Here is a 13,604-nt window from a genome sequence, read left to right as displayed (position 1 = left end):
CATGAAACACGAAACGCTCGCCCCGCCGGTCACGCCCGAGACGCCGCATGAATCGGCGGAAAAGCACGTTACCGGCCGGGCGGATTACACCGACGACCTGGTGCTGCCGCAGGGTGCGCTGCACGCCTATCTGGGGCTGTCGACCGTCGCGCATGGGCGCATCCTGTCGATGGACCTCGACGCGGTGCGCGCCGCGCCGGGCGTCATCGACGTGCTGACCGCCGCCGACATCCCCGGCAAGAACGACGTGAGCCCCATCGGCAGGAACGACGACCCGATCCTCGCCGACGGCAAGGTCATGTTCCACGGCCAGCCGGTCTTTGCCGTGATCGCTGAAACCCGCGAACAGGCCCGCCGCGCCGCCCGGCTGGCGAAGATCGACTATGAGCCCCTTCCCCATGTGCTGGACCCCGTCGCCGCGCTTGAGGCGGGCGGAGACCTGGCTGTCCCCGGCATGACCCTGCGCCGGGGCGACCCGCAGGCGGCGCTGCCGAAGGCGCCACGCCGGATCGACGGACGTTTCACCATCGGCGGGCAGGACCACTTCTACCTTGAAACCCAGATCGCGCTGGCGATCCCGGGCGAGGACGACGAGGTGGTGATCTTCACCTCGACCCAGCACCCGACCGAGGTGCAGCACATGGTCGCCCATGCGCTGCACGTTCCGGCCAACGCCGTTGTCGTGAACGTGCGCCGGATGGGCGGCGGCTTCGGCGGCAAGGAAACGCAGATGAACCTGTTCTGCTGCGTGGCCGCCATTGCCGCCAAGAAATGGCACCGCGCCGTCAAGCTTCGCCCCGACCGCGACGACGACATGATCGCCACCGGCAAGCGCCATGACTTCGTGGTGGATTACAGCGTGGGCTTCGACGACACGGGCCGCATCCACGCGGTTCAGGGCGACTGGTATGCCCGCTGCGGCTTTTCGGCCGATCTCAGCATGGCCGTGACCGACCGCGCGCTGTTCCACGCGGACAACGCCTATTTCTACCCCGACGTCGAGGTCCGCTCGCATCCCCTGCGGACGAACACGGTGTCGAACACCGCCTTCCGCGGCTTCGGCGGCCCGCAGGGCGTGATCGTGGCCGAGCGGATCATCGAGGAGATCGCCTATGCCACCGGCCAGGACACGCTGGCCGTCCGCAAGGCGAACCTTTACCGCAACGGCCAGCTCACCCCCTATCACCAGCCGGTCGAGGACATGATCCTGCCGCGCATCTTCGCGGAACTTGAGGAGTCCTGCGACTATGCCCGCCGCAGACAGGCCGTGCTGGACTGGAACGCGCGGATGCAGGCGGCGGGCGGGCCGATCCGCAAGGGCATCGCGCTGACCCCGGTCAAGTTCGGGATCAGCTTCACCGCCACGCATTTCAACCAGGCCGGCGCGCTGGTCCATATCTACACCGACGGCTCGATCCAGCTGAACCACGGCGGCTGCGAGATGGGCCAGGGCCTGCACACCAAGATCGCCCAGATCGTGGCCGAGGCCTTCAACGTCGGCCTCGACCGGATCAAGGTCACGAAGACCACGACCGAGAAGGTGCCGAACACCTCGGCCACGGCGGCCTCCTCGGGGACCGACCTGAACGGCATGGCGGCGCTGGACGCGGCGAACCAGATCAAGGCGCGACTGGTCGATTTCCTTTGCACCGCCAAGGACGCCACTCCCGAGGAGATCCGCTTCGTTCCCGACCACATCGTCGTGCGCGACGAGACGATCCCCTTCAGCAAGGTCATCGAGATGGCCTACCTTTCCCGCGTCCAGCTGTGGGCGGCGGGCTTCTACGCCACGCCCAAGATCCACTGGAACCGGGCCGAGGGGCGCGGGCGGCCCTTCTACTACTACGCCTATGGCGCGGCCTGTTCCGAGGTGTCGGTGGACACGCTGACGGGCGAATATGTGATCGAGCGGACGGACGTGCTGCATGACGTGGGCCGCTCCATCAACCCGGCCTTGGACAAGGGACAGGTCGAGGGCGCCTTCGTGCAGGGCACCGGATGGCTGACCAGCGAGGAGCTGTGGTGGGACAAGGAAGGCCGCCTGCGGACCCACGCGCCCTCGACCTACAAGATCCCGCTGGCGTCCGACCGGCCCAAGGTCTTCAACGTGAAGCTGGCCGAGTGGTCGGAAAACAAGGAGCGCACGATCAAGCGGTCCAAGGCCGTGGGCGAGCCGCCCTTCATGCTGGGCATCTCGGTCTTCGAGGCGATCGGCCACGCCGTCGCCTCGGTTGCGGATTACCGCGAATGCCCGAGGCTCGACGCGCCCGCCACGCCGGAACGGGTGCTGATGGCCGTCGAACGGCTGCGGGGCGGGCCGCTGGGCCTGCGGGACGGATGATCCGCGTCCGCATCACCCGCGCCCGAGGCTCTACCCCGCGCGAGGAAGGGGCCGAGATGATGGTGGGCGCAGAGACCGTCACCGGCACCATCGGGGGCGGTCAGCTGGAATACCTCGCCATCGACCGGGCGCGGCAGATGCTGGCGCGGGGCGAGGAGCAGGCGGTGATGGACGTCCCCCTCGGCCCCGAGATCGGCCAGTGCTGCGGCGGCCGGGTGGAACTGATGCTGGACCGGGAACCTGCCAGCCCGGCGGCGCTCCGGCCCTCGGTCCTGATATTCGGCGCAGGCCATGTCGGCCGCGCGCTTGCCCGCGCCATGCTGCTGCTACCGGTGAATGTGCGGCTGATCGACCAGCGCGCGGCGGAACTGGCGCTGGCGCCGGACGTGCCGGGGGAGTTGACCCCCCTGCCCGAGGCCGAAGTCCGCCGCGCTCCCTCGGGTTCGGCCTATGTGATCCTGACCCACGACCATGCGCTCGACTTCCTGATCGCGGCCGAGGCGCTGGCGCGGGGCGACGCCGCTTACGTCGGCATGATCGGCAGCGCCACCAAACGCGCCACCTTCTCGCGCTTTGCCCGTCAGCGCGGCATCGACCCCGCGCCGCTGATCTGTCCCATCGGCGGCACGGTCCGCGACAAGCGCCCCGAGGTCATCGCGGCCTTCACGGCGGCCGAGATCATGGCTACCCTGCTGGCCCGCCACCCGGCGCACGCAACCGCCTGAACCGAAAGCCCTCCATGACCAAGACCATCCTGCGCGGCCGCGTGCTGAGCTTCCATGCCGACCCGGCCGAGACCGCCGAAAGCCACCATTTCTGGGAGAACGGCGCGATCCTGGTCGAGGATGGCCGCATCCTTTCCGTTGGCGACCATGCCGAGGTCCGCGACCCGGAGGCCACCGAGATCGACCACCGCCCCCACATCATCATGGCGGGCTTCGTCGATCCTCACATCCATTTCCCGCAGGTGCAGGTCGTGGCCGCTTGGGCCGCGCAGCTTCTCGACTGGCTGAACGACCACACCTTCCCCATCGAGGCGCAATACCGCGATCCTGCCCATGCCGCCCGCATGGCCGAGGCTTTCCTCGACCAGTTGCTGCTGAACGGCACCACCACGGCCAGCGCCTTCTGTTCCGTCCACCGCGAAAGCGCCGAGGCGCTGTTCGCGGCAGCCGAAGCGCGGGGCATGGCGATGCTGGCCGGCAAGGTCATGATGGACCGCAACGCGCCCGACGCGGTGCTGGACACGGCGCAGGCTTCCTATGACGACAGCCGCGCGCTGATCGAGAAATGGCACGGGCGTGGGCGGCTGGAATATGTCATCACCCCGCGCTTCGCGATCACCTCGACGCCCGAGCAGTTGCGCGCGGCCCAGACGCTCGCCGCCGAGAACCCTGGTCTTGCGATCCAGACCCACCTGAACGAGAACCGCGCCGAGATCGAGCTGACGATGCAGCTTTATCCCGAGGCGAGCGATTACCTCGACATCTACGACCGCTTCGGCCTGCTGGGGCCGCGCAGCCTGATGGGCCACGCGATCCACATGAACAAGCGCGAGATCGCGCGGATGGCGGAAACGGGAACGCGGGCGATCCATTGCCCGACCTCGAACCTGTTCCTCGGCTCGGGGCTGTTCGACGACCGGGGGATGCGGGATGCGGGGATAGTCACCGGCGTCGCCACCGACATCGGCGGCGGCACCAGCTGGTCGATGCTGGCGACACTGTCCGAGGCCTACAAGATCGCCCAGATGCGCGGCGAGCGGATGCACCCGTTCGCGGCCTTCCACTGGGCCACGCGCGGCAACGCCCTTGCATTGGGGATCGAGGACCGGATCGGCAGCGTCCAGCCGGGCCGTTTCGCGGACCTCGTGGTGCTGGACCCGCGCGCCACCGAAGTCATGCGGCTGCGCCATGACAAGGTGGATTCCCTGATGCAGGAACTGTTCATCCTTCAGGTCATGGGCGACGACCGGGCGGTGGTGGAAACCTATGTCGCGGGCCGCGCGATGAAGGCGACGCTGGCGGCGAACTGACCAGCCGCACCGACGGAACGTCACTCCGTCGTGGACGGGGGGCGCCCGGGCTGCCTAATCTCCGGGCAGCACATGGCCCCGGCGCCGGCAGGCGCCTTTCAGAAGGATGCCCCGATGAACGCCCCGCTCATGCACGCCTCGTTCCGCGATTCCGTCGATCGGATGTTCACCCATGCGGCGCAGCTGATGGACCTTGGGCCAGGGCTCGAGGAAAAGATCCGCGTCTGCAACTCGACCTATGTGGTCCGCTTCGGGGTGCGCCTGCGGGGCGAGATCCACACCTTCACCGGCTATCGGTCCGTCCATTCCGAACATCACGAGCCGGTCAAGGGCGGCATCCGCTATGCCCCGAACGTCAACCAGGACGAGGTCGAGGCGCTGGCCGCGCTGATGACCTACAAATGCTCGCTGGTGGAACTGCCGTTCGGCGGATCGAAGGGCGGGCTGACGCTGGACCCTCGCGCCTGGGAGGAGGACGAGCTTGAAAAGATCACCCGCCGCTTCACTTATGAACTGTCGCGGCGCAGCCTGATCTCGCCCAGCCAGAACGTGCCCGCCCCCGACATGGGCACGGGCGAGCGCGAGATGGCCTGGATGGCCGACGCCTACAAGCGCCTGCATCCCGAGGACATCAACGCCCGCGCCTGCGTCACCGGCAAGCCGCTGCGGCTGGGCGGCATCGCGGGCCGGGTCGAGGCCACGGGCCGCGGCGTGCAATACGCCCTGCGCGAGGTCTTCCGCACGCCCGAGGTGCTGAAGCGGGCGGGTCTGACCGGCGGCCTTGAAGGACAGCGGATCGTGGTGCAGGGCCTGGGCAACGTGGGCTTCCACGCGGCGCAGTTCCTGTCGGCCGAGGACGGGGCGAAGATCATCGCGGTCGCCGAGCGCGACGGCGCGGTGATGAACGAGGCGGGCCTCGACATCACGGCACTTCAGGCCCACATGCGCACGACCGGCGGCGTCAGGGACTTCCCCGGCGCGAGTTTCGAACCGAACTCGGCCCGTGCGCTGGAACTGGACTGCGACATCCTGATCCCGGCGGCGATGGAGGCGGTGATCCATGTCGGCAACGCCAGCGCCCTCCGCGCCAGGCTGATCGTCGAGGCCGCGAACGGCCCCGTCACCGCCGAGGCTGACGAGATCCTGCGCAACCGCGGCGTGGTCATCGTCCCCGACCTTTACGCCAATGCGGGCGGGGTCACGGTCAGCTATTTCGAATGGGTCAAGAACCTGCAGCAGATCAGCTTCGGCCGGCTCGAACGCCGGCAGGAGGAAGCGCGCCACGCCCTGCTGGTGGACGAACTGGAACGGCTTGCCGCCGAGACGGGACTGAAGGGGGCGCTGTCGCACGGCTTCAAGCAGAAATACCTGCGCGGCGCGGACGAACTGGAACTGGTGCGCTCGGGCCTTGACGACACGATGCGCGCGTCCTTCCAGCAGATGGTGACGGTGCTCGACGGCGATCCGCGCGTGCCGGACCTGAGGATCGCGGCCTATATCGTCGCCATCCGCCGCATCGCGGCCAGCTACGACGCGCTGGGGCTGTAGGCCGGACCGGGGCGCGCGTCCCCCTGCGCGCCCCTGCCAAGAATGAGGTTGCCTCGCAGGCGCGAGGGCCTATAGTCGCACGCAACGCTCGTTGGGGCGCCCCGCGCGGGGCTGAGATGTGCAAGGCACAGCACCCATCGAACCTGATCCGGGTCATGCCGGCGAAGGGAACGGGCAGTGCCGCGCGACCCGTGGCCTGATGTTCCCCCATGCCGGGCTTTGTGGGGGAAAGACATGGCGATCGCGCTGACCATCGCGGGGTCCGACAGCGGCGGCGGGGCCGGCATCCAGGCCGATCTCAAGACATTCTCGGCGCTGGGCGTCTATGGCGCCAGCGTCCTGACCGCGATCACCGCGCAGAACACCCGCGCCGTGACGCGCGTGGAAGGCGTCTCGCCCGAAATGATCCGCGCGCAGGTCGATGCAGTCTTCGACGACCTGGACATAGGCGCGGTCAAGATCGGGATGCTGGGCACGGCCGAGGCGACCCGTGCCGTGGCCGAGGCGCTGGCGGGGCGGAACGTGCCGCTGGTGCTGGACCCGGTGATGATCGCCAAGTCCGGCGACCGGCTGATCCGGGACGACGCCATCGACGCGCTGCGCGACCTGCTGATCCCCCGCGCCACGGTCCTGACCCCGAACCTGCCCGAGGCCGCGCGGCTACTGTCCCGCATGGTTGCCGCCGACCCGACCGAGGCCGAGGCACAGGGCCGCACCCTTTGCACGCTGGGCGCGGATTGGGTGCTGATGAAGGGCGGCCATGCCGAGGGTCCGGTCTGCACCGACCTGCTGGTCGGTCCCGAGACGCATTGCTTCTCGGCCCCCCGGATCGAGACGAAGAACACGCATGGCACCGGCTGCTCGCTGTCCTCGGCCATCGCGGCCGGGCTGGCGCAGGGCCTGTCCGTGCCCGAGGCCGTCGGCCGCGCACATGCCTGGTTGCAGGGCGCGATCGCCGCGGCCGACCGGCTGCGGGTCGGCTCGGGCCACGGGCCGGTGCACCACTTCCATGGCTGGTGGCGGGAATGAGCGGACCCTTCACCATCCTCGGCACGGGTGTCCTGGGCCTTGCCGTGGCGACCGAGCTTGCCACGCGTGGCCATGCCGTCAGGCTGGTCGATCCCGCGATGGGCCCCGGAGGGCATGGCTGTTCCTGGTGGGCGGGCGGCATGCTCGCGCCCTTCTGCGAGTTCGAAAGCGCCGAGGAGCCCGTGCTGCGCCACGGGCAGGCCTCGATCGACTGGTGGGACCGCCACGCGGGCGGCGTCAGCCGCAACGGCACGCTGGTCGTGGCGCTGGGCCGCGACCGTGCGGAACTCGACCGCTTCGCACGTCGGACCGAGGGCTACGAGGTTATTGGCGGCAACCACATGGCCGAACTTGAACCGGACCTCGCCGGCCGCTTCGACCGCGCCCTGTTCTTCGCGACCGAGGCGCATCTGAACCCCCGCGCCGCGCTGGCCGCGCTGCAATCGGGCCTCGCCGCACGCGGCACCACCGTCGCGGCCGCGCCGCCCGATGACGCGGGCGAGGTCATCGACTGCCGGGGCCTTGCCGCCCGCGACATCCTGCCAGACCTGCGCGGCGTGCGCGGCGAGATGCTGGTGCTGCGCTGCCCCGAGGTGACGCTGGCCCGCCCCGTCCGCCTGCTGCACCCGCGTGTGCCGATCTATCTCGTCCCGCGCGGCGAGGGGGTCTTCATGCTGGGCGCGACGATGATCGAAAGCGACCGGCGCGGCGTGGTCACGGCACGGTCCGTGCTGGCACTGCTCAGCGCAGCCTATGCCTTGGACCCGGCCTTCGGCGAGGCCGAGATCCTGGAACTGGGGGCCGACGCGCGCCCGGCCTTCCCCGACAACCTGCCCCGCATCGGCCGCGCGGCTGGGCGGCTTTATGCGAACGGCCTTTATCGTCATGGTTATCTTCTTGCGCCGGCACTCGCGCGGCAGTTGGCTGACCATGTCGAGACGGGCGAGAAACCGGAGTTCTGGCATGAAACTGACGATCAACGGTAATCCGCAGGACATCGATGCCGCGACCCTCGCCGAGGCTCTTGCCGCGCTTGAGCTGTCCGAGGCCCGCGTGGCCACCGCCCTGAACGGCACCTTCGTGCCCGCCGCCGCGCGCGCCGCCACGGCGCTGTCGCCGGGCGATTCGCTGGAAATCGTCGCACCCATGCAGGGAGGGTAGGATGCCCACCTTCTATGACACGCAAGTTGTCTCTCCGATGATGCTGGGGACCGCGCAGTATCCCAGTCCCGCAATCCTTGCCGCCGCCTTCAGCGCCTCCGGCGCAGGCATCGCCACCGTGTCCCTGCGGCGCGAGGCGGGCGGCGGGCAGGACTTCCTGCGGCTGATCGAGGGACTTGGCGTCGCGCTGCTGCCCAACACCGCCGGCTGCCATACGGTCAAGGAGGCCGTGACCACCGCGCAGATGGCGCGCGAGCTTCTGGGCACCGCCTGGATCAAGCTCGAGGTCATCAGCCATGGCGACCTGCTGGCGCCCGACGTCTTCGCGCTGGTCGAGGCCGCGCGCGAGCTTTGCGCGCAGGGCTTCAAGGTCTTCCCCTATTGCACCGAGGACCTGTCCGTCTGCGACCAGTTGCTGCGCGCCGGATGCGAGGTGCTGATGCCTTGGGGCGCGCCGATCGGCTCGGGCCTGGGACTGAACAACCTTCTGGGCCTCAAGGCGCTGAGGGCGGCCTTCCCCGAGGTCCCCATGGTGATCGACGCGGGCATCGGCCGCCCCAGCCACGCGGCGGCGGCGATGGAACTGGGCTTCGACGCGGTGCTTCTGAACACTGCCGTCGCCATGGCGGGTGACCCGGTGACGATGGCACGCGCCATGGCGCAGGCGCTGGACGCGGGCCGCGCGGCCTACATGTCCGACCCCATCGAGCCGCGCGAGATGGCCACGCCCTCGACCCCCGTGATCGGCAAGGCCTTCCTGCAATGAACGGCGTTTCCGGACAGCCCCCTGCGGAAGGATCGCCGATGTCCCTGCCCCGCTTCTACCCCATCTTCGAGTCGGCCGACTGGGTGGCATGCGCGCTGGCGGTGGGCGTCCGCATGGTGCAGTTGCGGATCAAGGACACGCCCGAGGACGCCCTGCGAACCGAGATCACCCGCGCCCGCGACCTCGCGCAGGATGCAGGCGCGATCCTTGTCGTCAACGACCACTGGCGGCTTGCCATCGAGCTTGGCTGCGACTGGCTGCACCTGGGGCAGGAAGACCTGGACGAGGCCGATCTGCCCGCCATCCGTGCGGCCGGTCTGCGGCTGGGCCTGTCCACCCACGACGGCGCCGAACTCGACCGGGCGCTGTCCGTCCGGCCCGACTACGTCGCGCTTGGCCCGGTCTGGCCCACGATCCTGAAGAAGATGCCTTGGGCGCCGCAGGGTCTGGACCGCGTGGCGGAATGGAAGCGCCGCGTGGGGGACGTGCCGCTGGTCGCCATCGGCGGCCTGACGCCCGAACGCGGGCGCGCGGCGCTGGACGCGGGGGCGGATGTCGCCTCGGCCGTCACGGACATCACGCTGAACCCCGATCCCGAAGCGCGGATGCGGGAATGGCTGCAGGTGACGGGATGAGCGGAGCGCCCGAAAGCGGGGGTTTCACACCCCCCCACGGGCCTGCCGGCCCCTCCCTCGCTGAAAACGGTCCACTGGACCGTTTTCCAGGCGCTCGGAAGCCCCGTGGGATATTTGAACGAAGAAGAATACGGCATGCCCGACAAGTGATCTTGCCCGAGGTGGGCGAGCCGGGTCAGACGCGGCTGCAAGGCGCAAGGCTGCTGGTCGTCGGCGCCGGTGGTCTGGGCTCGCCCGCGATCATGTATCTCGCAGGGGCTGGCGTCGGCGCGCTGACGGTCGTCGATCCCGACGTGGTCGAGACGGGCAACCTGCACCGCCAGCCCATCCATGCCGGGCGCGTGGGCTGGAACAAGGCCGAGTCGGCGCGCGCCTTCGTGCAGGCGCTCGACCCCGAGGTTTTCGTGGAGGCGCTGACTCGGCCGCTGACGCCCGCCAACGCGCCCGCACTGGTCGCGGGTGCGGATGTGGTTCTGGACTGCGCGGACAGCTTCGCCGTCAGCTATGTCCTGTCGGACGGCTGCCTTGCGGCGGGGGTGCCGCTGGTCTCGGCCTCGGCGCTGGGAATGTCGGGCTATTGCGGCGGCTTCTGCGGCGGCGCGCCCAGCCTGCGGGCGGTCTTTCCCGACCTGCCGGACCGCGCCGCCAACTGCGCGACAGCGGGCGTGCTGGGGCCGGTGGTCGGGATGCTGGGCATGGCGCAGGCGCAGATGGCGCTGGCCGTGCTGCTGGGTCTTGAACCCTCGCCCCTCGGGCAGCTTCTCACCATGAGCCCCGGCCTGCGGTGGGGCGGTTTCCGTTTCGGCGGCGCCCCCGAGCCCGAGGGCGGCTTCCGCTTCATCGACGCAAGCGACATCCGCCCGGGCGACTTCGTGCTGGACCTGCGCGGCGAGGACGAGGCCCCCGTCCCCATCCACCCTTGGGCCCGGCGCGCCGATCCCGCCGCCCCGCCCTTGCCACCCCAGGGCGCCCGCGCCGTGCTGGCCTGCCGCTCGGGCCTGCGCGCCTGGCGGGCGGCGCGCCTGCTTGCCCCCACCCATCCCGAGATCGTGCTGATCGCTGCCGGAGACCATCACTGATGAAGCACCTGCTGACCGCCGCGCTGCTGGCGCTGGCAAGCCCTGCCGTGGCGCAGGACAAGTTGACGCTGATGCTGGACTGGTTCGTGAACCCCGACCACGCCCCCGTCGTGATCGCGCAGGAACGCGGGTTCTTCACCGACGCGGGGCTTGAGGTCGAGATCGTGGCCCCCGCCGATCCCGCCGACCCGCCCAAGCTGGTCGCCGCGGGGCAGGCCGACCTTGCCATCACCTACCAGCCGCAACTGCACCTGCAGGTGCACGAGGGGCTGCCGCTGCGCCGCGTCGGCACGCTGGTGGCGATGCCGCTGAACTGCCTGATGGTTCGCGCCGACGGGCCGGTGCAGAAGGTGGCCGATCTCAAGGGCCGCAGGATCGGCTATTCGGTCGCGGGAGTGGAGCAGGCGCTGGTTTCGGCGCTGCTGAAGACAGCCGGACTGACGCTGGACGATGTCGAGATGGTCAACGTCAACTGGTCGCTGACGCCCGCGCTGCTGTCGGGTCAGGTCGATGCGACCATCGGCGGCTTCCGCAATTTCGAGGTGACGCAGATGCGGCTGGCGGGCGGCGAGGGCCGCTGCCTGTTCCTGGAGGAAGAAGGCCTGCCCGCCTATGACGAGCTGATCTTTGTCGCCAACCCCGACCGCATGGACCGCGAGCGCATCAGCCGCTTCCTGTCCGCTGTCGAGCGCGGCACCCAGTTCATGCTGAACCACCCGGAGGAAGCGCGCGAGGTCTTTGCCGCCCATGCCCCCGACCTGTCGGACGAGCTGAACACCCAGGCTTGGGCGGATACCTTCGGCCGCTTCGCCCTGTCCCCCGCCGCGCTGGACCACGGCCGTTATCGCCGGTTCGAGCAGTTCCTGCTGGACGCCGGGCTGATCGATGAGGCGTGGCCGGTGGACCGCGTCGCACTTGATCCGGGGGCCGTGGAATGACGGACTACGGTCGCAGCTTCGCTGCCTGGCGCGAGGCTGCCGGTGCGTGGGATGCCTATGTGCGCCATCCCTTCGTGCAGGGCCTGGGCGACGGCACGCTGCCGCGTCAGGGGTTCCTGCGCTATCTCGTGCAGGACTATCGCTTCCTGATCCATTTCAGCCGCGCCTGGGCGCTGGGCGCGGCCAAGGCCGGAACGCTGGCCGAGATGCGCGCCTGCATCGCCACGGTGGACGCACTGGTCAACCACGAGATGCCGTTGCACATCCGCATCTGCGCCGAGGCGGGGATTTCACCCGAGGCACTGGAAGAGGCGCCCGAGGCGCCCCAGAACCTCGCCTATACCCGCTATGTGCTGGAAGCGGGCTACAGCGGCGACTTCCTGGACTTGCTGGCCGCGCTGGCACCCTGCGTGCTGGGCTATGGCGAGATCGGCCTGCGCCTTTCGCGCGAGGGGGCGGCGGACAGTCCATATCGCGACTGGATCGAGACCTATGCGGGCGAGGATTACCAGCGCGCCTGCCGCGAGGTCGGCGCCCTGATCGACGCGGCGGTCGCCGCGCGGCTGGGCAGATCCCCCGAGGCCCTGCCGCGTTGGGCAGAACTCGCCGGGCGCTTCGCCACCGCGACGCGGCTCGAGGCCGCCTTCTGGAACCTGGGCCTTGAAGAATGACGCCGCGCCGCGGGTCGCGGGCGAGGCGCCGGGGCTGTTCGCGCCCCTCGACCTGACACTGGCGCCGGGGCGGCTGACCTGCCTTCTGGGCGCCTCGGGCGTCGGAAAATCGACGCTGCTGCGGCTGTTTGCCGGGCTGCCGACAGGGGTCGAGTTCCGGGGCACCGTGTCCACCCTGCCCTGCGCGCTGATGGGGCAGGACGGGGGGCTGTTCCCCTGGCTGACCGTGGCGCAGAACATCGGCCTTGGCGCACGGCTGCGGCGCGAGCCCGTGCATCACGCCCTTATCGCCCGGATGGTCGGGGCCGTGGGGCTGGACGGTCTGGAAGACCGGCTGCCCTTCCAGCTTTCGGGAGGCCAGCGGCAGCGGGCGGCCTTGGCGCGGACACTGGCCGAGGACCGGCCGCTGGTGCTGCTGGACGAACCCTTCTCGGCGCTGGACGCGCGGCTGCGGCTGCAGATCGGCGACATGGCGGCACGGCTGTTGCAGGGCACGACGGTCCTGATGGTCACCCACGACCCTGCCGAGGCGGCGCGCTTGGGCGACCGTATCCTTGTGATGACGCCCGGCGGACTTGCCGAACATCCCGCCCCGCCCGGCACCGTCCCCCGCCGCCATGACGCGCCCGAGGTGCTGGCCGCGCAGGCCGCCCTGACGGAAAGGCTGCTCGCATGAGGGCGCTGCTGGCCATCGCCGCGGCCCTGCTGCTGTGGGAAGGCTTCGTCCGCCTGACCGGCCTGCCGCCCTACCTGCTGCCAAGCCCCATGGCCGTGGGCAGGGCACTGTGGGTCCATCGCGCCGAGCTTGCACCGGCGGCAATGCTGACTGCTTGGGAAACGCTGGTGGGGCTGGTGCTGGGCGCAGGCTTCGGCATCGTCACGGCGGCGGCAATGGCGGCCGTTCCCCGGCTGGGCCGGGCGCTGTCCCCGGCGCTTGTGGTCAGCCAGGCGATCCCGGTCTTTGCGCTGGCCCCGATCCTGACGCTGTGGCTGGGCTTCGGCATGGCGCCCAAGGTGGCGATGGTGGTGCTGATCGTCTTCGTGCCCGTGGCGCAGGCGCTTTACGACGGCCTGATGGCCCCGCCCGCCGCGCAGATGGACGTGGCGCGGACCATGGGCGCGGGCCGCTGGGCCGAGTTGCGCCACCTGCGCTTTCCGGCGGCGCTGCCCCGGCTCGCGTCGGGGCTGCGGCTGGGGGCAATCTATGCGCCCGTGGGCGCGGTCATCGGCGAATGGGTCGGCGGCGCGCGAGGCCTGGGCGCGCTGATGATCCAGGCGAACGGACGGATGAAGACCGACCTGATGTTCGCGGCCCTGATCGTCGTCGTGGCGCTGTCGCTGACGATCTACACCGCGATCAACCATGCGCTCGCGCGGATGCTGCGCAAGCGCGGCTTCTGA

14 protein-coding genes and 1 riboswitch are annotated in these 13,604 nt (G+C 69.9%); all 14 genes read left to right on the top strand.

Going from position 1 to position 13,604, the window contains the following annotated elements:
- Position 1 precedes the first annotated feature (1 nt).
- Entirely contained in the window at positions 2 to 2,341 is a 2,340-nt protein-coding gene (gene xdhB, locus ACFFII_RS15875; protein ID WP_377699840.1) for a xanthine dehydrogenase molybdopterin binding subunit, read from the top strand.
- On the top strand, positions 2,338 to 3,066 hold the full coding sequence (xdhC, locus tag ACFFII_RS15870; protein ID WP_377699839.1) for a xanthine dehydrogenase accessory protein XdhC: 729 nt from the start codon (positions 2,338 to 2,340) through the stop codon (positions 3,064 to 3,066). Before xdhB ends, xdhC begins: the two co-directional genes overlap by 4 nt.
- A 14-nt stretch (positions 3,067 to 3,080) precedes the next feature.
- On the top strand, positions 3,081 to 4,376 hold the full coding sequence (guaD, locus tag ACFFII_RS15865; protein ID WP_377699838.1) for a guanine deaminase: 1,296 nt from the start codon (positions 3,081 to 3,083) through the stop codon (positions 4,374 to 4,376).
- A gap of 114 nt (positions 4,377 to 4,490) precedes the next feature.
- A complete protein-coding gene (locus ACFFII_RS15860) occupies positions 4,491 to 5,924 on the top strand; it encodes a Glu/Leu/Phe/Val family dehydrogenase (protein WP_377699837.1) in 1,434 nt (477 codons plus the stop codon).
- Between the two features lie 82 nt (positions 5,925 to 6,006).
- A riboswitch (TPP riboswitch) is annotated at positions 6,007 to 6,111 on the top strand.
- A 47-nt stretch (positions 6,112 to 6,158) separates the two neighbouring features.
- Positions 6,159 to 6,953 (top strand): bifunctional hydroxymethylpyrimidine kinase/phosphomethylpyrimidine kinase, encoded by a 795-nt coding sequence (thiD, locus tag ACFFII_RS15855; protein WP_377699836.1) that lies wholly within the window; start codon positions 6,159 to 6,161, stop codon positions 6,951 to 6,953.
- Positions 6,950 to 7,939 carry a glycine oxidase ThiO gene (thiO, locus tag ACFFII_RS15850; RefSeq protein ID WP_377699835.1) on the top strand — a complete coding sequence of 330 codons (990 nt, stop codon included), beginning with the start codon at positions 6,950 to 6,952 and terminating at the stop codon, positions 7,937 to 7,939. Before thiD ends, thiO begins: the two co-directional genes overlap by 4 nt.
- Entirely contained in the window at positions 7,917 to 8,114 is a 198-nt protein-coding gene (gene thiS, locus ACFFII_RS15845; RefSeq protein ID WP_377699834.1) for a sulfur carrier protein ThiS, read from the top strand. Before thiO ends, thiS begins: the two co-directional genes overlap by 23 nt.
- 1 nt (position 8,115) lies before the next feature.
- Positions 8,116 to 8,880 (top strand): beta/alpha barrel domain-containing protein, encoded by a 765-nt coding sequence (locus ACFFII_RS15840; RefSeq protein ID WP_377699833.1) that lies wholly within the window; start codon positions 8,116 to 8,118, stop codon positions 8,878 to 8,880.
- 38 nt (positions 8,881 to 8,918) lie between these two features.
- Complete coding sequence (locus ACFFII_RS15835) at positions 8,919 to 9,515, top strand: thiamine phosphate synthase (RefSeq protein WP_377699832.1); 597 nt, start codon at positions 8,919 to 8,921, stop codon at positions 9,513 to 9,515.
- A gap of 128 nt (positions 9,516 to 9,643) precedes the next feature.
- On the top strand, positions 9,644 to 10,594 hold the full coding sequence (locus ACFFII_RS15830) for a HesA/MoeB/ThiF family protein (protein ID WP_377699968.1): 951 nt from the start codon (positions 9,644 to 9,646) through the stop codon (positions 10,592 to 10,594).
- Positions 10,594 to 11,532: an ABC transporter substrate-binding protein gene (locus ACFFII_RS15825; protein ID WP_377699831.1), complete on the top strand. Its 939-nt coding sequence runs from the start codon at positions 10,594 to 10,596 to the stop codon at positions 11,530 to 11,532. The genes ACFFII_RS15830 and ACFFII_RS15825 overlap by 1 nt, the downstream gene beginning before the upstream one ends.
- Positions 11,529 to 12,203 (top strand): thiaminase II, encoded by a 675-nt coding sequence (gene tenA / locus ACFFII_RS15820; protein WP_377699830.1) that lies wholly within the window; start codon positions 11,529 to 11,531, stop codon positions 12,201 to 12,203. The genes ACFFII_RS15825 and tenA overlap by 4 nt, the downstream gene beginning before the upstream one ends.
- On the top strand, positions 12,193 to 12,879 hold the full coding sequence (locus ACFFII_RS15815) for an ABC transporter ATP-binding protein (protein ID WP_377699829.1): 687 nt from the start codon (positions 12,193 to 12,195) through the stop codon (positions 12,877 to 12,879). The genes tenA and ACFFII_RS15815 overlap by 11 nt, the downstream gene beginning before the upstream one ends.
- Entirely contained in the window at positions 12,876 to 13,604 is a 729-nt protein-coding gene (locus ACFFII_RS15810; RefSeq protein WP_377699828.1) for an ABC transporter permease, read from the top strand. The genes ACFFII_RS15815 and ACFFII_RS15810 overlap by 4 nt, the downstream gene beginning before the upstream one ends.

Source organism: Paracoccus niistensis (assembly GCF_042432925.1).
Classification (GTDB): Bacteria; Pseudomonadota; Alphaproteobacteria; order Rhodobacterales; family Rhodobacteraceae; genus Paracoccus; species Paracoccus niistensis.
The sequence above is the reverse complement of the archived record's forward strand: the minus strand, read 5'-3'. Positions and strand labels throughout refer to the sequence as shown.

Bases quoted from the DNA above. Each gene is read 5' to 3' on its own strand.
- xdhB (WP_377699840.1), top strand. From the start codon at position 2: ATGAAACACGAAACGCTCGCCCCGCCGGTCACGCCCGAGACGCCGCAT.
- xdhC (WP_377699839.1), top strand. From the start codon at position 2,338: ATGATCCGCGTCCGCATCACCCGCGCCCGAGGCTCTACCCCGCGCGAG.
- guaD (WP_377699838.1), top strand. From the start codon at position 3,081: ATGACCAAGACCATCCTGCGCGGCCGCGTGCTGAGCTTCCATGCCGAC.
- ACFFII_RS15860 (WP_377699837.1), top strand. From the start codon at position 4,491: ATGAACGCCCCGCTCATGCACGCCTCGTTCCGCGATTCCGTCGATCGG.
- thiD (WP_377699836.1), top strand. From the start codon at position 6,159: ATGGCGATCGCGCTGACCATCGCGGGGTCCGACAGCGGCGGCGGGGCC.
- thiO (WP_377699835.1), top strand. From the start codon at position 6,950: ATGAGCGGACCCTTCACCATCCTCGGCACGGGTGTCCTGGGCCTTGCC.
- thiS (WP_377699834.1), top strand. From the start codon at position 7,917: ATGAAACTGACGATCAACGGTAATCCGCAGGACATCGATGCCGCGACC.
- ACFFII_RS15840 (WP_377699833.1), top strand. From the start codon at position 8,116: ATGCCCACCTTCTATGACACGCAAGTTGTCTCTCCGATGATGCTGGGG.
- ACFFII_RS15835 (WP_377699832.1), top strand. From the start codon at position 8,919: ATGTCCCTGCCCCGCTTCTACCCCATCTTCGAGTCGGCCGACTGGGTG.
- ACFFII_RS15825 (WP_377699831.1), top strand. From the start codon at position 10,594: ATGAAGCACCTGCTGACCGCCGCGCTGCTGGCGCTGGCAAGCCCTGCC.
- tenA (WP_377699830.1), top strand. From the start codon at position 11,529: ATGACGGACTACGGTCGCAGCTTCGCTGCCTGGCGCGAGGCTGCCGGT.
- ACFFII_RS15810 (WP_377699828.1), top strand. From the start codon at position 12,876: ATGAGGGCGCTGCTGGCCATCGCCGCGGCCCTGCTGCTGTGGGAAGGC.